Raw genomic sequence first — 20,043 nt, 5'->3', positions numbered from 1 at the left:
TAACAATGCGAAAGTATCGCATAATGATGTGAGCTGAATGGCTTAGCGCAGCGGCACCCGCAGCCGCAGCGTGGTGCCCTGCCCCGGCGTCGTCTCGATGGCCAGCGTGCCGTCCAGCGCCGCCGCCCGGGTGCGCATGTTGGTCAGTCCATTGCCGCCGCCCTGCGCCGGCGCGCCGGGGTCGAAGCCCACGCCGTCATCCATAATCGTTAGCTGCAAATGGCGCTGGGCGTAGCGCAGGCTGATAGTGGCGTGCTGGGCGCGGGCATACTTGGCCAAGTTGTTTACTGCCTCCTTAAAGAGCAGGAAAAACTCGCGCCGCGCCTCCATCGGCAGGCGCAATTGCTCCACGCCAGGGGCCATCTCGAAGTGCAGCTCGACGCCCTGAGCCTCCAGCACTTCGGAGGCGAAGGCCAGCATGCGGGTGGTCACGTCGTCCAGCCCGTCGTGGGCGGGGTTAATGGCCCACACGATGTCGTCCATCGAGTCGAGCATCCGGCGCGACGAGTCGCCAATCTGGGTGAGCAGGGCGGCGGCCTGGGCCGGGCGCTGGGCCTGCTGGTGCGTCTGGGCCAGCTGGCTCAGGATGGAAATATTGCTCAGCGTCGAGCCCATATCGTCGTGCAGGTCGCGGGCAATGCGGTGGCGCACCCGCTCCAGCGCCAGCAGCTGCTGCACCCGCAGGCGGTAGGCCAGCCAGCCCAGGCCCGCCACCGTGAGCCCCACCGCCAGCCGGAACCACCAGGTGCCGTACCACGGCGGCTCCACCACCAGCCGCAGGGCCGCCCCGCTCCCCGCCGGCGCATCGGCCCCCCGCACCCGGAAGGTGTAGTGCCCGGGGTCGAGGTTGGTGTACGTGGCCTCCCGGCCCGGCCCCGCCGCCAGCCATTCGCGGTCGAAGCCTTCGAGCCGGTACAGCAAGGGGTAGCGCCCGGCTCGCCGCAAATCCAGCGCCGCGAACTCCAGCGAAAACACGTAATCCGCCGGCCCGATGCGCAGCAGCCGCCGCTGGGCCAGCGCCGTATCGGGCAGGGCCACCGGCCGGTTTAGCCGGCGCAGGCCCGTGAGCAGCACCTGCGGGCGCGCCGGCAGCGGCAGCCGCGCCGGCCGGAAGGCCACCAGTCCCGCCGGCCCACCGAAAAACAACTGCCCCCCCGGGCCCGCCGTAGCGGCGCCGGCGTTGTAGTCGTCCTGCGGCAGGCCGTCGCGGGTGTCGAAGCTGGTGAGGTGGCCGGTGGCGGGGTCGAGCCGGGCCAGGCCGCGGTTGGTGCTGGCCCACAGCACGCCCGTGACCGGGTCGGCTACCAGGCCATACACCAGCTCGCTGGGCAGGCCCTGGTCTTCGCCGAAAGTGGTGAAGCGCCCGCGCTCGGGGTCGTCGAGCCGGCAGAGGCCGCCGCCCTCGGTGCCCACCCACAGCCGCCCCTGCCTGTCAAAAGCCAGCGCCCGCACGAAGTTGCTGGCCAGGCTGCGCTCGTCCTGCGCATCGGCCCGAAAGGTGGTGAAGCGCCCACTACGGGCATCGTCGAGGCGGCTCAGGCCGCCTCCGCCAGTGGCCACCCACAGCCGCCCGGCTGGGTCGCGGCGCACGCAGCGCACGTAGTTGCTGGGTAGCGAAGTGGTCACGCCCGCCTGGTGCCGGTAGCTCACGAAGCGCCCGCGGCGGGCATCGGCCAGCCGGCATAGCCCCCCCTCGGTGCCCACCCAGATGCCGCCGTCGAGCGGGTCGCGGTACACGCAGCGCACGAAGTCATCGGCCAGACTGCCCGCCTGCCCCGGCCGGTGCCGGAAGTGCCGGAAGCCCGTGGCGCCGACCGGCCGGTAGTCGAGCCCGTGGCGCTGAGTGCCCACCCACAGGCCGCCGTCGGGCGCGGCCAGCAGGGCCCGCACGTAGTTGTCGGCCAGACTGGTTGTGTCGGCTGGGCTATGGCGCAGCTGCTCGGCCACGCGGCCGGTCGCGTGGTCGAGGCGCAGGATTCCCAGCTGCTCCGTGCCCAGCCACACGGCGGCCGGCGTAGTGTCCACCGCCCACACCGCCCCCGTCGCCGCCGCTGCCAGCGGCCGGCCAAACGCCGAAGGCCGGATATCCAGCCGGCGCAGGCCGGCCTCGGTTCCCAGCCAGAGCTGCCGCACGCGGTCGGGGCACAGGGCCTGCACGGGCTCGGTTAGCACCAAAGGTGGAATGGCAGGCGGCGAACTGGCCGTGGGCTGGGGCCAGTAGCGCAGGCCGGCGGCCGTTCCTACCCAGGCGCCGGCGGCATCGGCCCAAAGGCTGCGCACGGCGGGCGCAGTCGTTAATAAGTCGATGGCTGGCTGCTCGCCGGGCGGCAGGTAGCGCAGGGCACCCGCCTCGGTGCCCACCCACAGACCACCGCCGGGCGGGGCGGCCAGCGCACTCACCGGCGCCGGGCCGGGCGAGTTGTGGCGGCGGTCGTGGCGCAGGTTGCGCGCCAGCGGGTCGTAGCGTAGCAGCGCGCCCGCGCCGGTGCCCACCCACAGCACGCCCGCTGCATCCTGGGCCAGGGTCCGGATGGAATTTTGCCGGGCGCTACCGGGCGGCCCGGCAATGCGCTGCAGGCGCCGACGGCGCGGCTCGTAGCGCCACAGGCCGTCTTCGGTGCCAGCCCACACCTGGCCGCTTTGGTCCAGCAGCACGGCGTGCACGAAGGAGGCGCCCGCAGCTTGGCCCATCGGCACGGGCACGAACAGCTCGGTACGGGGATTATAATAACACAGGCCGCTGCCCGTGCCCACCCACACGCCGCCGCGCCGGGGGTCGGCGGCCACGGCCCGCACGAAGTTGCTCAGCAGGCTGCCCGCCCGCCGCTCGTCGGCCCGAAACGTGCGAAAGCCGCTGCCATCGTAGCGGCTCAGGCCATCCTGCGTGCCAATCCACAGAAAGCCCTGCTCATCCTGAGCGATGCTCTGCACCACGTCATTCACGAGGCCGTCGGCCGAGCTTAGCGGGCGCAGGCGGGCCGGAACCGGTTGGCTCACTGCCGGGGCCGTCAGTAGCCAGCCCAGGCAGCCCAGCAACCAGAATTTCCAATACCATATGATGGATGGTCGTGCCATTGCCGAAAGCTAGGCAAATTCCCGGGAACGCAAAAAGACCGGCCCAGAAGCGGGCCGGTCTTTTTGTTGAGGTTTTGTTGAGGGATAGCAAAGCTTGCTTATTGCCGCACGGGAGCGGCACCGTCTGTCGTTGGCGGGGTGGCGGGCGTGGTAGCCGTAGCCGGGGCAGCTGGCGTGCTGGCCGGGGCCACGGGCGTAACCGCTACTGCCGGAGCCGCCGGGGTAGACTCGTTCAACACCTCCAGCACAATACGCCAGCCGGCCACCGCCTCGCGGCGCCAGATGCGCAGGTAGCTACCGGTTTCCTCGGGCTGCCTGGGGTCGGTGGAGGGGCGGCGCAGGGTACCGTACACGTAGCCGAGGTCGCCGGAAGCGGCCAGGTAGCCGCCGGTGGGCGCAAACAGGTAAGCCCGGCTCAGGGTGTTGCTGATAACCACCTGCGCCGTGGGGCCCAGCAAGGCCAGCTGGCCTGGGCGCAGCAGGCGGGCCTCCTTGCTCAGATACGCCTGGTAGGTTTCCAGCGGCTTGTGCAGCTCGGCTTTGGAGAAGGTATGGTCGAGGTCGATGATGGCGTGGGCGGGCACCGGCACGGGCGTGGCCGGCCCGGCAAACAGCTGTGGCCGGGCCACGGTGCCGGGCGTGGCAATGGCGTCGTCGCTGTGTTCTACGCCCATATCCACCACAAATTTCCATTGGCCATCGGGCTGCTTGTGCCACAGGGTCACGTACTCGCCGGCGGCGGCGGTTTGCGTGCCCGAGCCCAACGTCCAGGGGCCGGTGGTGTAGCCCAGCTCGCCCGATTGGGCCACGTCGGCCATCACGGGGTGCCAGGCCAGGCGGTGGGTGCCGGTAGCGGGCGGCTTGCTCTGCCACACTTTCTGGGCATTGGCCAGCTGGCCGTTTTCCACTACCATCGAGACGGCGGTGCTATTAGCCAGGAAGGCGGCGGCGCTGCCCTCGCGGGCGGCCTGGGCCGCAAAGGTCTTTTCGGCGGCTATTATGGCCTCCCGAGCCTGTTGGGCGTGGGCCGGGCCGACCACGGCAAGAATAGTCAGCAATCCAAGGGTCAAGGTTTTCTTCATAGCATCCCATTAAGGTAGAATTACAAAAACAAGTTACGCAGGCGCGGCCATAATCCGGCAGCTACTACCCGCTGAATCAGGCATTCTCCGGCTTACATACTGGTCCGTTCCGCAGGCCGGTTTGCAGCGATTCTCCTATTTTTTTGCATTGCGTAGGGGCCTATCCCAATTACGCCACACGCGGCCCCTGCCAAGTCCTACTTCTTGCCAGCAACGGTGCGGAGAAAAAAAATTACCCGCGCCGCAAAATCCCGCCCCCGGCCCCAACTTGCACCCGCATTTCCCCTTTTTCTTATGAAGCAAGCCGAATTATACGCCCGCGCCCGCCGCATCCGCCTCGTGCTGACCGACTGCGACGGCGTGCTCACCGACGGCGGCGTGTACTACTCCGAACGCGGCGAAGAAATGAAGCGCTTCAACATCCGCGACGGCATGGGCGTGGTACGCCTGCGCGAGCACGGCATCGCCACGGGCATCGTCACTGGCGAAACGTCGCCTTCGGTGGTCACCCGCGCCGCCAAGCTCAAAATTGAAGAGCTGCACCTGGGTATTCAGGACAAGCCGGGGCGGCTACGCGAAATCCTGGCGCGCACCGGCCTCACGGCCAACGAAATTGCCTTCATCGGCGACGACACCAACGACCTCGAAATCCTGGACATGGTGGGCCTCTCAGCCTGCCCCGGCGACGCCACTATTTTTGCCCGCAACGTGGCCATGTATCACTGCCAGGCCTTTGGTGGCCACGGGTGTTTTCGGGAATTGGCAGAGCTGATTATTTCGGCGCAGCAGACAGCCATCAGGGTATAGAGACGCAATACTTTGCGTCTCTGTATTTGTCCCTACGGTTTCTGAGTCGAATCAACCGCCGTCGGCACGGTCGCGGTCGAATCAGCGGTTGCTGGCGCCACGCTCGGCTTCACCACGGGTGGCGCGGGGTTCAGGGGCGCGACGCGGACCGTTTCGGGCACGGCCACGGGCTGCTCCACCGGCGCGGCCTGCGGGCCTTCTTCCACGTTCGTGTTCAGCGAGTCGGCGGCCGTCATGCTATTGCTGCTGATGTGCTCCGAGTCGTTCTGATTGAGCGCCAGATAGGCAAACACGGACAGCAGCACCAGCAGGCCACCGATAGCCAGCACCAGATTGAGCGGATTGCGGGCCGGCGGCTGGCTAAACCCGTCCAGCTCGTTGGTAGCGGCCGGCGGCACAGCCTGGGGCGCGGCAGTGGGCGCAGCTGGCAGCGGCGCCTCCAGGTCGGTCGAGCCGGGCGGCAGCTGTGCATCCTCAAACATGGGCGAGTCTTGCTCGGCGGGTGCGGGCAGCGCCACGGCCGGGGCAGTAAAATCCGGCGCGGGCGGCTCGGCGGCCGGAGCTGCTGGGGCCTGGGCGCTGAAAACCAGCTGCTGCTTCAGGGCCTCAAACTCGGTGGCAGTGATGGTGCCGGCGTCGAGCATTTCGCGTAGCTGGCGCAGGGTCTCGATGGGCGAAGGCTGGTTGTTCATCGCTGCTTAGTTTTTGCGGTCGAGGGCCGAGAGCCGGTCGCGCCGGCGCTGCAGGCGGGCGCGGTCGAGCTCGCGCTGGGCGGCGTTCTTCACCAGCTGCGTCGAGTCGGAGCGCGAGAGCAGCGTGTTCTGGGTGTTCTGGCGCAGCATTTCCTGAATTTTCAGCAGGTTGGAGGCCGTGTTGGCGGCCAGCGTCAGCCGCTCTTTCTCGAGGCGGTCCTTTTCCTTTTCGGCTTCGCGCAGCTTCTTTTCAGCGTCCTCAATCATGTCGCGGTAGGCCTTCACGCGGGCGGCCCCGGCGAAGTTCTGCAGCATGCCGCGCAGGGCGTTAAACTCGTTGGCGCTGCGGTCGGCGTCGAAGAAGGTTTTGTCGTCGAAGCCGCCAAAGATGGCTACTTCCGACACCGAGTCGGACGGCGCGATGATGGTGGCGTAGAGGTTCACGAGCTTGCCCGACACGGTGCTGGCCTGCACCTTCTGCGCTTCGAGCACGGCGCTTTTGCCCATACCCATCACGCCGCCGCTTTTGAACCTGACATTGTAGCTGTCCTTCATCCACTTCTGAAAGTAGTCGCGCACATTGGTGGCGTTGCCATCCACCTGCACTTTGAGGGTGGCGCGGGGAGCTTTGTTGTAGCTGGTTTCGCCCTCGCGCACGTCGTAGAGCTGGGCGGTGGCGAGGTGGGTAAATAGCAGGCTGCTAAGGGTCAGCAGCAGGGTGAACAGCTTGGTCATACGTTAAATTGTTTTTTTCGCAGGAAGCGGCTTAGCGAAGTTCGTGCCGGTCGAGAGCGGCCTGCAAATCGGCGCGCATGGGCTGGAAACGGGCAATGGCGGCGGCCAGAAACTCCTCATCCAGCAGCTCGCGCAACTCGGTGTCGGTGCCGGTCAGCAGGTCCAGCTCGGCCACCTTGTAGGTTTGCTCCAGGTTGCCCTGCTCCAGCTTGAGCAGAAACTTGCCGTTCCAGGCCAGCAACGTGATTTTGACGGAAGGATGCGGAATATCGGCGACGTGGCGCATAGCAAAACCGGCCGGAAGAAGCCGTGGACGAAGATACTGCCCACGGCTTCTTCCGGCCGGTTTTGTTTATGGTGGTAGTCTCTTAGTTCCCGGCCAGCACCACCCGCCCCCGCACCCGCGTCAGCCCCGATTCTTCCCGCTCCGTGCACGCGCCTGCGAGTAGGGCCAAAGGAAGTAGCATGGGGAGCAGCTTTGTGAGAGTCGTCATGGCTTAGAAGGCAATGCGCACCCGTTGCGTGTCCAGCGGGGGCTGAATGAACGTGCGCCGATACTCCGTTTCACGACCTAAAGTATCCTTGATAGCCCAGAAGATGAAAGACTCCTTACCAGGGCCTGTCAGATAAGGAAATATAAGCGTCGTATCACGAGGATAAGGGACCGTTAGCCCCCCGCCCCCAAACCCAGAGAAAAACATCCAGACGCGGCTGCGTGGGGGCTCATCGACGAGGTCCAGGCGAATCCAGGCCGGGGCGTAGACCGGCAGGCGCACCTCGTTTTCCTCACCCTTGCGCAGCGCTCGCGCCAGGTTCCAGTCCGTGTAGTAGCCCAGCCTGCCCTCGGCCGCCCGCAAGACGTACTGCTGGCCCCCTTCGGCCGGGAAGCTAAAGTCAAATTTCCCTTGCTCGTCCGTGGCATGGGGCGCGCCCACCGGGGCATAGGCGCTGCCTATCATCCCGCCCGTCGCTTGCGCCCACACCTGCACCGGGGGTGGGGTGGGCACGGGCGTGTTGCTGTCGGCCAGCACCACCTGCCCCCGCACCCGCGTCAGCCCCGACTCTTCCCGCTCCGTGCACGCGGCTACCAGCAGGGCCAGGATAAGCCCGCAGAGCAGGCCCTTTTTCGATTGCACTAAAAAGTTGTTCATAGCGGCAGAATTAAAGTAGTTCAAGACGAATTATTTGCTCGCCGCTGCCGGCGTCGACATTCAGCAGGTAGATACCGGGCGGGAGGCCTGGCAGGGCCAGGGGCAATTGGTGGGTGCCCGCTACTAAGTTACGCTGATTCAGCAATTCGCGGCGAGGCTGCCCGCTCAGGTCCAGCAGCCGCACCCGTACGGCGGCCGGGCGGGCCAGGGTCAGGTGCAGGGTGGTCGAGTTGCTGACCGGGCTTCGTAAAACAGTTTTAACCATAGCTCTGCTGTAACAGGACTGGTATTCAGCCGTAAATACAAACCCAGGCCGACGTCCGGCCCGTTTTCCTTCCACCTTTCCACCACCTACCACCATGCCCCAAGGAGATAAGTCGAAGTACACCGACAAGCAGAAACGCCAGGCCGAGCACATCGAAGAGAGCTACGAGAAAAAGGGCGTGTCGAAAGACGAGGCCGAGGCCCGCGCCTGGGCTACCGTCAATAAAAATGACGGCGGCGGGAAACTTCCCGGCGGCTCGGGCCGTAAACAGGGCCATTGATATTCGGAGCACTTATGTGCTAGCCTCGGTACGATAACCACCACAGAAAAGCCCAGCTGGAAATCCGGCCGGGCTTTTTTGTGGGAAATGGAAAATGGACGGGTGGGTGTGGTGGTAGAAGCTGGGTGAGGGAGGGGAAACGAAACGGGTGGGAAACGTAAAACGAGCGAAACGACTCAGACCGTGTGCTGAATGACGTAGAGCGAAACCGTGGAAATCAGCAGCCACAGCACCACGCCCAGCACAAACGGCCGGGGGCCGACGGCTTTCAGTAGCTTGCCCGACAGGCCCGCGCCGATGAAAAACAGCGTAACCGTGAGGCCGATTTTGGCCAGCTTCACGACCCACTGGCCGGCCTCGTGCAGAGCGGGCACGTAAGTATTGAGCAGCATGGTGGCGATGAAACCGAGGATAAAATAGGGGATTTTAACCTTGACGTCCTTTTGCTTGAACAGCACGGCCGTACCCAGGGCTACCGGGATAATCCAGAGGGCGCGGGCCAGCTTCACGGTGGTGGCGGTTTGCAGGGCGGCATCGCCGTAGGCGGTGGCCGCGCCCACTACCGAGCTGGTATCGTGGATGGCAATGGCGCACCAGAGGCCAAACTGGTGTTGTGTGAGCTGCAGCAGGTGCCCGATGGGTGGGAAAGCAAACAAGGCAATGGCATTGAGGATGAATACCGTGCCGAGGGCCACCGATAGCTCTTCTTCTTTCGCTTTCATCACCGGGCCCACGGCCGCAATGGCGCTGCCGCCGCAAATAGCGGTGCCGCAGGAAATAAGGTGCGTGACGGTGCGCGTCAGGCCTAAGGCCCGGCCCACGAAAAAGCCCAGCACCAGCGTGCCAACGATGGAAGCAATGGCAAAAACGAAGCCTTCGCGGCCGGCCTGAGCCGCCGCCTGCACATTCATATTGAAGCCGAGGCCAATAACCGACCACTGCAACAGCTTAGCAGTGGCGGGCTTGGTTTGGGTTACGAAAGGATTGCCGGAAGTTTGAGCCACGAGTAGGCCCAGGGCCAGCGCCAGCGGGGCCGAGGCCCAGGGCGTGAGGCAGGATGCCAGCACCCCGCAGAAAACCACCTGCGCCCAGGTAAACCGGATTCCAGCCAGCTCGTGCTGCTGCTGGAACCCGGCCAACCGCTCCGGCGCATGGGTGTGCGCAGGCTGGGGCAGGGTGGCTTTCATGAGGGTGAGGGGCATCCGGGTGGGTGGGATGTTGCAAAAGTACGCGGCTCCTCCCCTCCTAGGTTATCGAAAAAGTTTATCAACCATTACTTTTTATTATACCATTGCTGGGCGAAGTGCAGAAACCGCTGCGCATTGCGCGGCAAGGGCTGTCCCTGCGGCCACAGCGCCTCGAAACGGCGCGGCAGGTGCAGCCCTTCGATGGGCACGATTTCGAGCTGCCCGGCCACCAGCTCGCGGTCGAGCGCGCGGCGCGAGACGAAGCCCAGGGTGTTAGGCGCGGCTTCGAGGTAGGCTTTGATGGCCTCGGTGTTGTCGAGGAAAATGGCAATTTTAAGGTCGGCGGGCTTGATTTTGAGCTCGCGCAGGGTGATTTGCAGCACTTCGAGGGTGCCGCTGCCGCGCTCGCGCAGCACCAGCGGGTGCGTGAGGGCTTCGGCCAGGGGCATGAGGGCGGGGGGGCCGGCGGGCGTGGCGCTACGCACGGCCACCAGCTCGTCGGCCATCAGGGGCTCGTAGTGCAGGTCGCGGCTTTTGCTGAAGCCCTCCACGAAGCCGATATCCAGCTCGTTGCGCAGCAGGGCGGCGGCTACGTGCTCGGAGTTGGCCGAGCGCAGGGAAAGCTGCACGCGGGGGTAGCGCTGCTGGAAGGCGGGCAGCACGGCCGGCAGCACGTACTGGGCCAGGGTAGTGCTGGCGCCGAGGCGCAGGTGCCCGGCCGCTTCTTCAGGGTCGCGCAGGGCGTGGAGCTGGTCGCGCAGGGCGCGGTGCGAGGCAATGACGGCCTCGGCGTGGCTCAGGAGTAGGCGGCCGGCGTCGCTGAGGGTCACGCGGTTGCCGCGGCGCTCGAGCAGGCGCTGCTCGTACTGCCGCTCTAGCTCGTGGATGTGCTTGGTGACGGCGGGCTGGGTGATGAGCAGTTCCTGGGCGGCCTTGGTGAAGCTCAGGTGCCGGGCCACAGCCTGGAAAACGCGGAGACGGAAATCGGACATGAGTGCAAGTACGGAACTGTCATGCAGAGCGCGAAACTGTCATGCTGAACGCAGCGAAGCACTCTCTCACGCCACTACGACTTTGTTTGGCCGTGACAGGATGCTTCGCCGCGCTCAGCACGACAGGAGTTATTTTCGCCAGATGAAACGACTACTTCTGGCCCTACTCCCCCTGGCGGCCGCGGCCCAAAACCCCACCAACGTCCTCACCCCCGAGAAGCTCTGGCAGCTGGGCCGCCTGGGCGAAATGCAGGTATCGCCGGATGGGAAAACGGTGGCCTACACCGTGACGAAATACGACCTGGCTGCCAACAAAGGCAACGCCGATATCTGGGTAGTGCCGGTGGCAGGCGGCGCCACTAAGCAGCTCACCACCACACCCAGCTCGGAGAATACGCTGAACTGGCGGGCCGATGGCAAGCTGACGTTTATCTCGGGTGAGAGTGGCACCGACCAGCTGTACGTCATCAACGCCGACGGCTCGGGCAAGCAGCTGCTGAGCACGTTTCCGGACGAGGGCCTGAGCAACCTGAAATACGCGCCGAAGGGTAATTTCATCCTCTACACCCAGGATGTGAAGGTGCGGCCGGAGGTCAAGGATATGTTCCCGGACCTGCCCAAGGCCGACGCCAAAATCATCGACGACCTCAACTACCGGCACTGGAACGCCTGGGACGACCACAAGGCCACGCACGTGTTCTTCCAGCCCATCGGTCCCGATGGCAAGCCGCAGGGCTACGGCAAAGACCTGATGGCCGGGGAAGCCTTCGACGCGCCGCTGCAGCCGCTGAGTGGCTCGGAGCAGCTGGCGTTTTCGCCCGACGGGTATAAAATTGCCTACACCAGCCGCAAGCTGACGGGCCGCGCTGAGGCCGAAAGCACCAACTCGGACATCTTTGTCTACGACATTCACGACGGCAAAACCATGAACCTGAGCGAAGGTATGCCGGGCTACGACGTGGAGCCCGCCTTCTCGCCCGACGGCTCGAAAGTGGCTTGGCTGAGTATGGCCACGGCCGGTTTCGAGAGCGACCGCAACAGCATCATCGTTTACGACTTCGCCACCAAAAAGCGGAGCGACGTCATCAGCGGCTCGGAGCTGAGCGGCGGGAACCTGCGTTGGAGTGCCGATGGCAAAACCATCTACTTCAACAGCGTGCAGATGGGCACCGAGCAGCTGTTTGAAGTGGCGGCGAAGGGCGGAAAAATCCGCCAGATTACCAGCGGGGCGCAAAACTTCAACGCCTTTGAGCTGGCCGGCAAGGGCCTGGCGGTGGCCAACCGCACGACGCTTTCGGACTTTCCCGACCTGGTACGGGTGGATTTGAAAACCGGCAAAACCACGCCCCTCACCACCATCAACCAAGCCGAGTTGAGCGGCCTGAAAATGGGCAAAGTGGAAGACCGCCGCGTGACCACCACCGACGGCAAGCAGATGCAGGTGTACGTCATTTTCCCGCCCGATTTCGACCCCAGCAAGAAGTACCCCACCCTGCTCTATTGCCAGGGCGGCCCGCAAAGCCCCATCACCCAGAGCCAGAGCTTCCGCTGGAACTTCCAGCTGATGGCGGCCAACGGCTACATCGTGGTGGCCCCCAACCGCCGCGGCCTGCCCGGCTACGGCCGCCAGTGGAACGATGCCATCTCGGGCGACTGGGGCGGGCAGCCCATCCGCGACTACCTCTCGGCGATTGACGAAGTGAGCAAGGAGCCCTACGTGGACAAGGACCGGCGCGGCTGCGTGGGCGCCAGCTACGGCGGCTACTCCACGTATTTTCTGGCCGGTAAGCACGAAGGGCGCTTCAAAACCTTCATCGCCCACTGCGGCCTGTATAACCTCACCAGCTGGTACCCCACGACGGAGGAAATGTTCTTCGCCAAACACGACATCGGCGGCGCGCCCTGGGAGACGCCGCTGCACAAGTCCTACACCGACTTCAACCCCCAAAGCTTCGCCAAGAACTGGGACACGCCCATCCTCGTCATCCACGGCGGCAAGGACTTCCGCGTGCCCGAGGACCAGGGCATGGAGGCCTTCGGCACGGCCCAGCTCAAGGGTATTCCCAGCCGCTTCCTGTACTTCCCCAACGAGGGCCACTGGATAACGAAGCCCCAGAACTCGGTGCTCTGGCAGCGGGTGTTTTTCGAGTGGCTGGGCCGCACGCTCAAGCCCGGCGGCGTGAGCGGGAAGTAAATTTTTGAGTTAAAAGTTAAAAGTGAGGAGTTAAAAATCCTGGAGGTGCTTTCTCCAGGATTTTTAACTCCTCACTTTTAACTTTTAACTCAACTTACTGCCGCACCACGCGGCGCACGTCGATGCCGCCGGGGGTGCTCACGCGCAGGGCGTACACGCCGGCTGGCAGCTGGCTCAAGTCCAGCGGCAGGCTGGTGCCGGCCACATTGGGCGCCGTAATCGTGGCCGTGCGCATGGTACGGCCCAGGGCATCGAGCAGCGTGAGCGTGGTGGCCTGGCGGTAGCCCGTCAGCTGCACCGTGAGGTGGCCGTCGGGTGTGGGGTTGGGCAGCACTTCTACGCTGCTGCCCGCCAACGCCCCGCGCGTGCCCAGAGTGGTGACGGCCACGGCGGCCGAGGGCGTCGAGGAGCAGCCGCCCGAACCGGCGTTAGCCCCTGTGCGGGCGGCTACGGTGTAGCTGCCCAGCTGCGTGGGCTGGTGCGTCTGGCTGGTAGCCCCCGGGATTTCGCTGTTGTTCACAAACCACTGGTTGCCGCCGCTGGCGCTGCTCACCAGCAGCGGGCCCTGGCGGCTGATGCTGGGCTGGGCCGGCTGCGGCACCACCCGCACGAGAATAGAGGCGGTGTCGCCGCACACGCCGGTCTGGAAACCACTGGCGGGCGTCACGGTGAGGCGGTAGCGGGTATCAATCACCGGATTTATTGTGATGGTGGCCTGATTGGCGTTGCTCACGATTCCAGCGCCCGTCCAGGCGTAATTGTAGGTTTGGAGGCCGCCGCGCACCGAATCGGGGCGCGTGACGGAGCCGCGCAGCTGCAGCGAGCCGCCTACGCACACCGTGGCCTCGCGGGCCGAGGTCGGCGTGCCGCCCCCCGACTGCACGACGGCAATGCTGGCCAAATCGCGCCGCGTCGCCGCAATGCGCACAATCAGCACGCGGGTTTGCAGCCCCCGGATGGGGCAGGCATTGTCCTGAATCTGGAAAGGAATGCGCAACACCTGGCCACTATGCGCGGGCGAGGGCTGAAACTGGAAGCGGGCCACCGGCGTGCGGGTGCCGTTGCCGGTAAGCGAGTAAGTGCCGATGTCGCCATTCTGCAGCACATCACCCGCAATGGTACCCGCACCGGTGTAAGCCACCGTGAGCTGGTCGAGCGGGTCGGGGTCGGTGAAGCGCACCAGTATCTGCGCGTAGTTGCAGGGCTGGATAGTGATATCGAGCGAGTCGCCGTTGACAATGACCGGCACCTGACCGGTGACCATGGCCGCGCTGGGGGGAGCCGGCACCGCGTTGGTGCTGTTGGTGATAACGACAAAAATCTCGCGGCGCACCGAGCCCACCAGGTAGCGGCGGTTCGAGCCGGGCAGGCGGCGGTAGTCGTCCACGCGCCCTACTACCACGTACTTATTAGAGCCATCCTGCGGCGGGGTATTCAGGTAGCGGACTGGGGAGAAAGTAAACTGGCCGGCAGCAGCATTAAAATAAAACTGGTTGGCAACGCCCTGCAATAAGGGGCAGGAACCAGTAGTAGTAAAACCCACTGCTACTGGCAGCTGGGCCGTATAGGTAGCCGGGGTAGCAGGTGGCGGAAGGATTATGCACGGGCCACCGCTATTGGCAAAGACCGGGTAGGGCTGATAGGGCACCGGCACGTTGCAGCCTTCGAGCGGCTGGGTCAACGAATACACCAGCGAGTCCTGGTCGGGGCTTAGGCGGGTATTGTCGGGGTCGTTGGTGTTGAAGCTGATGGTGGTTTGCTGATTGACGGGCACGAAGGGCACCGGTACGTCCTGCGGCGAATACTGCGGCGAGCTGTTCTGAATAGTTACGGCCTGGCCGTTCACCATAATCTGGTTGTTCAGCGTGGCTTCGTAGCGAAAATTAGCCTGTCCTACCAGGTTGGCGGTGCTGGGGCGGCAGCAGATTTCGGTGCTCAGCAACCACTGCCCCGGCTGAATAGTGACGGTGGCCGTGCGGTACTGCTGCGTTTGGTAGTTGGGCAGCGGGGCAGTAGCGACGCACTGAGCTGCCTGCTGCTGAGCCGGGCAATACTGGGTGCCCACCATTACGGAGTTGGGCACCGGGTTCATCGGATAGGTGCCTTGCGTGGTGCCACTACAACCGTTTCTGACCATCAGCGTCATGCTGGCAGGTAGGGTGGAAGCCGCCGAGCAGTCACGGTACAGATACAGCGTGACGACGTATTGGTTATTGCCGACGTTGAGGTACGTGAGCTGGCCGCCTTGCACGTGCGTGGCCCGGGCCGGGGCTACGCGGCCCAGCCAGCAGCCGAGCACCAGCAGTAAGGTGAAGAGAGAGGGTAAAAATCGCATAGGGAGTGATGATTGGTGAGAAAATAGTTCCCCGCGAGCAGAACAATTTTCAGGCCATAACTACCAGAATATGCGGACTTATTCCGAAAAAACACCGAAAGCCTTCATTTTTTCTTGCCTTCCTAGCCGGTGATATTCTCCGTGACGCGCCCGATATCGCCGCTCACCTTTTGCAGAAACGTGAGCTGCTCCAGCAGCGGCCGGTCGGTGGGCGCGGCGTCGGGCAAGGCGGGTTCGGGGCGGGCTTCCGGGGAGCGGGGGGCGGCGGGCTCGGGGGCGGCGGGCTCGGTGGGGGGCGCCAGGCGCGTCAGGCTGCGGCCCAGGGCGGCCTGGGCGCTGGTGAGGACGCGGCGGCTGTCGGCCGAGAGCGGCGGGGTGGCGCCCTCGTCGAGGCTGACGGTGGCGGCGGCAATGTTGGAGGAGAGGATGTGGTTCAGCACCACGAACTGGTGGATTTCGGCCTCGTGGCGCTGCTTGCTCTTGGGCTCGGAGAGCATGCGCTGAAAGGCCGCCGCGAGGTTGGCCGAGGCCACGTACACGTCTTTGCGCAGGAGGCGGTATTGCACGGGGGGCACGGGCTGGCCGGCGAGGCGCTCGGCCAGCTGGCGCAGGTAGGCCTGGTTGGCGCGCAGGGTGGCGGCCATGTGGTCGCGCAACTGGTCGCGCTCCCAGCTGGGAAAGAGGAAGTAGCCGGCGGCAAAGGCCAGCGCGCAGCCCATCACGGTGTCGATAATCCGCTCTTCGATGACGCCGAGGTAGCCCAGGCCCAGGAAGCTGAACATGATGAGCAGGAAGGCCGTCATGAACACCACCGTCACCATGTAGTAGGTGCGCTGGAAGCTGTAGGAAATCACCATAAACACCACCAGCAGCCCGAAGCGCACGGTGGGCTCGGGCACGAGGTAGAGCACCAGCGCGCCCAGCACGCCGCCGCCCAGCGTACCCAGGATGCGCTCGGTGTTGCGCTGCCGGGTGAGGCTGAAACCGGGCTTGAGCATGATGGTGACGGTCATCAGAATCCAGTAGCTGTGGGTGCCGCGCCACAGGGTTTCGCCGATGATGAAGGCGGTGAGGCAGGCCAGGGTCATGCGCAGGGCGTGGCGGAAGACGGACGACTGCAGGGTGAAGTTTTGGCCGAAGGCTTTCCACTCCAACTCCTGGCGGGCCACGAAGCGGCGGTGCTCGCGGCTGCGGCTGCGGTTGGGAGCGGCCTCGGGCAGCTGGGTTTCGTCGAAGTAGCGGCGCAGGTTCTGGAGGCGGCGGGTGATGTCGCGCAGGTTCACCAATATCTTTTTGAGCACGCGGGTGCGGCCGGCGTGGGCGGGGTCCTGCTCCAGCTCGGCGATGCGGGCTTGCAGGCGGGCGAGCTCGGCGGGGAGGTCGGGCGAGTAGCCGCCGTAGGGGCGGCCGGCCTGGATGGCGGCGCCGAGGTGGTCCATCTCGGCGGCCACGTGGCGGATGTGGAGGGCTACTTCGTGCAGGATGCCGGTGGCGCCGAAGGTGTCGCGCAGGGCGGCGTAGTCGTAATAGCTGGCGGTGATGTGCTCGTATAAATCGACGGCTTCGACGAAGGTGAGGACGAGGCGGCGGCTGGCGACGGTGCTTTCGCGCACTATCTGGCGGGTGCGGAAGAGGATGTCGCGGGTGGCTTCCTGCTTTTCATTTACCGTGACCTGCTGCTGCACGAGGCGGCGGTAGTCGTCGTCGAGGCTGGTGCCGGTTTCGTAGAATTCGGCCTTCAAATCCAGGAAGCGGGCGATGGCGTGCAGGCAGTCGCCGAGCGACTGCTGGGCGGGCCAGTAGGGCCGCACCTGGTGCAGCAGGGCGGCCAGCAATTGGTACCAGAGGCCGCCCAGCGCCAGCAGGCCGGTGTGGCGCAGCACGTCGGCCAGGGCGGGCGGGGTGGCCAGGGTGAGCACCATGCACAGCAGCGCGGCGGTGCCCACGGCGGCGGCGCGGGCGCCCCACACCAGCAGCATGGTGAAGGCGAAGCTGAGGGCGGCCACTTCGAGGCCCAGGGCCCATTTGTAGGGGGCTACTACGCCGGTGAGCAGGGCGGTGGCGGTGGTGAGGCCCCAGGCGGCGAGCATGCCGTTGCGCTTGTGCAGGGCGGGGCCGGGGGTGTCGGCCACGCTCACGCACACGGCGCCGGTGCTGATGGTGATGCCGGCTTCGAGCTGCCCCCACTGGGCGCCCAGGGCGGCCGGCACCAGGATGGCCAGCGCCGTGCGCACCCCGTCGGCAAAGTTCTGGCCGTAGAAGAAGTAGTGCAGGCGACGGGTGTGGTGATTCATAAGCAGCAGCGGGGGGCTGCTAATAAACACGAAATTTTGGGGAATGGGTTGGGAGGGGCGGGCGCGAGGCGGCGCTGGCGCGCGTCTCCGACGCGCTGCCGACTGGGTTCGCGTCTCTGACGCGCTGGTAGGACGACCGGGCCAGGCGGCGCAACCGGGGCGTCTGGAGACGCCACGCCAGGCGGCAGCACGGGTCGGAGACGCGCGCCAGCACGGGACACCAAATAAGACAAACTCATGAAAAACCTGTAATTACGCAGGCCCTTTCCGTATCCGCTACCGATTTACCCTATTCTATTGCGTCAACCGGCAACCCCGCCTTGTACCTTTGCCCCACTCGCGTTAAGTATGTCCCCCAGCTCAACGGCTGCTCTGTAAAAGAGAAGCCCGACCTGGCAGGGTCGGGCTTCGAGAAGTGGGGGTTATGATGCAACCCTTTCCTTCCTGACAGATGACAAAGGCAAGCGTGAGAAAACTACTGCGGCAATGGTGGAAGCCCGTCGCAGTCGGGTTTTTGAGTGGAGCAGGTAAAGCCATTGGCTGGCTCCTGTTCTCGCAATTACTCGGGTAGTTTGGCAAGGGGGCTGGGCCGGGTGCCTGGCTCCCTTGTTTTCTTATGTAGACCAACTATTCTACGCAAACTTACAGACGAAATAGCGGATTAATACGACAAACATTGTTAGAAATGCTTCTAGTTCATTGTACAGCAGACAAATACTCTTCTAAAATCTCTACTAAAATAGCGCCTTCCCTCGGCAAACTTACAGGTGGGTTTTCTGGACGGCCGAACAGCACTGCTCCAGGGGAGGCTACGGAACCTCGTTAGCTACGCTGGCCTTCGGTTGGGGCTCGTGGGCATCTGGGCTACCGAGGGGCTGGCCTTTGACGACGCTGAGGAGCCAGTCTTCGCCGAAGCGGGTGAGGCGGTAGTTGCGGTGGGGGCCGTCGTGGGTGTAGGCGACGAGGTCGGCGTCGCGGAGGATGCGCCAGGCGTCGGAGAGGGCGCTGGGGGAGCAGCCAAAGGTGGGGAGGTGGGCGGTGCTGTGCTGGGCGGGCTGGGCGAGGAAGTCGTAGCAGATGGTGGTGAGCTTGCGCAGGCGGGGGTCGCGCTGGCCGAAGTCGGTGGCGAGGGCCTGGCGCAGGCGCTGGCGGATGCTGGCGGCATCGAAGAGGATGGGGGCGGGCTCGTCGCGGGTGAGGACGCGCTGCTCGAAGGCGGCGACGAGGGCTTCGGGGGTGGGCATGGCGGAGGGGCGGGCTTAGGATGGGTGCAAGATAGGGGGCGCCGGGGATATTGGGGTGGTGGGTAAGACCGTGCGCGGGTATCCTGGGCTTGCGCAGGCACTAGGTAGGCTTGCGCGGGTTCCATGTAAGATTTCGCGAGGCCCGGGTAAGCTTGCGCGGGTTCCATGTGGGATTTCGCGGGTCCCATGTAGGGTTTCGCGGGTTGCATGTAGGCTTTCGCGAGTCACTGGCAGGCTTTTGCAAGCCCCATGCAGGGTTTCGCGGACATCGACCAGGTTTTTATAATGCTTAACTAAGCTTTATTTAACCCAGGCAAGCATTGCAATTGACGAGCGAGACCTCATGCACTACGACTAAGCTTTTGTGGTTGCTGACTAAGCCTTTTGGGAAGATGACAGAGGCGCGGTTATGCCGGGTGGGGGCAAGCCCCGCCCCTACCCTACGGCTCTGATTAACCCAAGCGAACCAGCCGCGAAGCGGCGACACGTTGGTAGCTAGTGTTGTTGGCTGACGTAAGCAGAGCCGCGAAGCGGCGACACTTTTGCCTGGTGGAAGTGCCGCCGCTTTGCGACTCTGGTCGCTGAAACTGGCTCAAACTACCAACGTGTCGCCGCTTCGCGGCTGGTTCTCAACTTGAGTTGAGTAGTAAGCGCGTGGGAACTTGCTGCACTCGTCGCGAAGGTGGAGTTTCGCGGTACGTGGTGGGTTAGAAGAGGACGTCGTCGAGGGGTTCGGTGCGGAGGGGCAGGTCGGTTTCGGCGAGCAGCTCGCGGAGGTCGATTTCGATGCTGCGGCAGATGGCGGTCATGGGCACGTCGTTCATCTGGTTGTCGAAGGGGTTTTCGCTCATGTGGCCCACCACTTCGATGGTGTTGAAGACCCAGCTGACGAGGGCGGCGACGGGGACCATGAGCCAGAGGTGGTAGGGGCCCATGCGGTTGAACTCGGCGACGAGGCCCAGGGGCAGCACGGCGGCGAACACCCAGGCAAAGAGGAAGCTGAAGAAAGCGTACTGGCGGGGAAAGGGGGTGTTTTTGATGCGCTCGCAGCCGCCCTGGGCGTTGAAGAGGTCCTGGATGGTTTCCATGAGGGCGACGTGGCGGAACTCGGTGAGCAGGCCCTGCTGCTGGAGCTCGCGCAGCTCGATGCTCTGGCGACGCAGCAGGTGGGTGGGCGGGTTGGAGAGGCGGCGCACGGCGGCCGACTCGGCGGGGTCGAGCAGGGGGGCTACCTGCTCGTCCCAGTGCTCGGCGGTTTGGCGGCGCAGGTGCAGGCGCAGGGCGTTGCACCAGGCAATCTGGCGGTAGAGGAGGCGGCGGTGCAGGGCCTGGAGGGCGGGCGAGTCGGAGTGGTCGAGGGGGGCGACGGGGTCGGCCACGTAGTCGAAGACGCGTACGGCCCAGGTGCGGCTCACGTTGACGATGGTGCCCCAGAGCTGGCGGCCTTCCCAGAACCGGTCGTAGGAGCCGTTGCTTTTGAAGCCGATATAGAAGGCCACGGCCGTGCCGAGCGTAGCCACGGGCGCCCACGGAATATCAAGCCAATGGACGTTGAGCGGGCCGTAGAGAATGCAGATAAGCAGGTCATACAGTGTAAAGATGACCAGGCCGCGCCAGGCGAATCGCCAAACAACGGAAAAACGCAGATTGTTGCGAACGTACATGAGCTATTAAAATAAACTTAAACTTCATCGCAAAGCTGCGCGGCAG

16 protein-coding genes are annotated in these 20,043 nt (G+C 64.7%); 3 read left to right on the top strand and 13 right to left on the bottom strand.

The features are described 5' to 3' along the window. Positions 1-42 precede the first annotated feature (42 nt). Positions 43-3,075 carry a sensor histidine kinase gene (locus tag Q5H93_RS11990; RefSeq protein ID WP_305006767.1) on the bottom strand — a complete coding sequence of 1,011 codons (3,033 nt, stop codon included), beginning with the start codon at positions 3,073-3,075 and terminating at the stop codon, positions 43-45. Positions 3,076-3,173: 98 nt separating this feature from the next. Beyond that, positions 3,174-4,157, bottom strand: coding sequence for a hypothetical protein (locus Q5H93_RS11985; RefSeq protein WP_305006766.1), 984 nt, complete (start codon positions 4,155-4,157; stop codon positions 3,174-3,176). A gap of 294 nt (positions 4,158-4,451) precedes the next feature. Between Q5H93_RS11985 and Q5H93_RS11980 the strand changes: the two genes are divergently transcribed. Next, complete coding sequence (locus Q5H93_RS11980; RefSeq protein ID WP_305006765.1) at positions 4,452-4,964, top strand: KdsC family phosphatase; 513 nt, start codon at positions 4,452-4,454, stop codon at positions 4,962-4,964. A 32-nt stretch (positions 4,965-4,996) separates the two neighbouring features. Here the strand turns inward: Q5H93_RS11980 and Q5H93_RS11975 are convergent, their stop codons facing one another. The 5 genes from Q5H93_RS11975 to Q5H93_RS11955 form a co-directional block, all read right to left on the bottom strand. Then, positions 4,997-5,656, bottom strand: coding sequence for an SHOCT domain-containing protein (locus Q5H93_RS11975; RefSeq protein WP_305006764.1), 660 nt, complete (start codon positions 5,654-5,656; stop codon positions 4,997-4,999). Between the two features lie 6 nt (positions 5,657-5,662). Further along, positions 5,663-6,391, bottom strand: coding sequence for a hypothetical protein (locus Q5H93_RS11970; protein WP_305006763.1), 729 nt, complete (start codon positions 6,389-6,391; stop codon positions 5,663-5,665). Positions 6,392-6,422: 31 nt separating this feature from the next. Continuing rightward, positions 6,423-6,677, bottom strand: coding sequence for a hypothetical protein (locus Q5H93_RS11965; RefSeq protein WP_305006762.1), 255 nt, complete (start codon positions 6,675-6,677; stop codon positions 6,423-6,425). Positions 6,678-6,888: 211 nt separating this feature from the next. Beyond that, a complete protein-coding gene (locus tag Q5H93_RS11960) occupies positions 6,889-7,542 on the bottom strand; it encodes a hypothetical protein (protein WP_305006761.1) in 654 nt (217 codons plus the stop codon). A gap of 10 nt (positions 7,543-7,552) precedes the next feature. After that, positions 7,553-7,807 carry a T9SS type A sorting domain-containing protein gene (locus Q5H93_RS11955; protein ID WP_305006760.1) on the bottom strand — a complete coding sequence of 85 codons (255 nt, stop codon included), beginning with the start codon at positions 7,805-7,807 and terminating at the stop codon, positions 7,553-7,555. A gap of 94 nt (positions 7,808-7,901) precedes the next feature. On the opposite strand from Q5H93_RS11955, the gene Q5H93_RS11950 reads away from it, so the two are divergent. Then, positions 7,902-8,087: a hypothetical protein gene (locus Q5H93_RS11950; RefSeq protein WP_305006759.1), complete on the top strand. Its 186-nt coding sequence runs from the start codon at positions 7,902-7,904 to the stop codon at positions 8,085-8,087. 176 nt (positions 8,088-8,263) lie between these two features. On the opposite strand, the gene Q5H93_RS11945 is transcribed toward Q5H93_RS11950, so the two are convergent. Further along, positions 8,264-9,289 (bottom strand): YeiH family protein, encoded by a 1,026-nt coding sequence (locus Q5H93_RS11945; protein ID WP_305006758.1) that lies wholly within the window; start codon positions 9,287-9,289, stop codon positions 8,264-8,266. Positions 9,290-9,360: 71 nt separating this feature from the next. Beyond that, positions 9,361-10,266 carry a LysR substrate-binding domain-containing protein gene (locus Q5H93_RS11940; protein WP_305006757.1) on the bottom strand — a complete coding sequence of 302 codons (906 nt, stop codon included), beginning with the start codon at positions 10,264-10,266 and terminating at the stop codon, positions 9,361-9,363. A 142-nt stretch (positions 10,267-10,408) separates the two neighbouring features. Here Q5H93_RS11940 and Q5H93_RS11935 point away from each other — a divergent pair, with 142 nt between their 5' ends. Beyond that, entirely contained in the window at positions 10,409-12,460 is a 2,052-nt protein-coding gene (locus Q5H93_RS11935; protein WP_305006756.1) for a S9 family peptidase, read from the top strand. Positions 12,461-12,554: 94 nt separating this feature from the next. Here Q5H93_RS11935 and Q5H93_RS11930 read toward each other — a convergent pair whose 3' ends face one another. From Q5H93_RS11930 to Q5H93_RS11915, 4 genes are all read right to left on the bottom strand, one after another. Beyond that, entirely contained in the window at positions 12,555-14,795 is a 2,241-nt protein-coding gene (locus Q5H93_RS11930; protein WP_305006755.1) for a T9SS type A sorting domain-containing protein, read from the bottom strand. 122 nt (positions 14,796-14,917) lie between these two features. Next, entirely contained in the window at positions 14,918-17,089 is a 2,172-nt protein-coding gene (locus Q5H93_RS11925) for an FUSC family membrane protein (RefSeq protein ID WP_305006754.1), read from the bottom strand. An 809-nt stretch (positions 17,090-17,898) separates the two neighbouring features. After that, entirely contained in the window at positions 17,899-18,333 is a 435-nt protein-coding gene (locus tag Q5H93_RS11920) for a helix-turn-helix domain-containing protein (RefSeq protein ID WP_305006753.1), read from the bottom strand. Between the two features lie 707 nt (positions 18,334-19,040). After that, positions 19,041-19,997, bottom strand: a complete 957-nt coding sequence (locus Q5H93_RS11915; RefSeq protein ID WP_305006752.1) for a bestrophin family protein — start codon at positions 19,995-19,997, stop codon at positions 19,041-19,043. Positions 19,998-20,043 lie beyond the last annotated feature (46 nt).

This window comes from Hymenobacter aranciens, assembly GCF_030580865.1.
Lineage (GTDB): Bacteria > Bacteroidota > Bacteroidia > Cytophagales > Hymenobacteraceae > Hymenobacter > Hymenobacter aranciens.
This window is presented reverse-complemented; position numbering and strand designations above follow the sequence as displayed.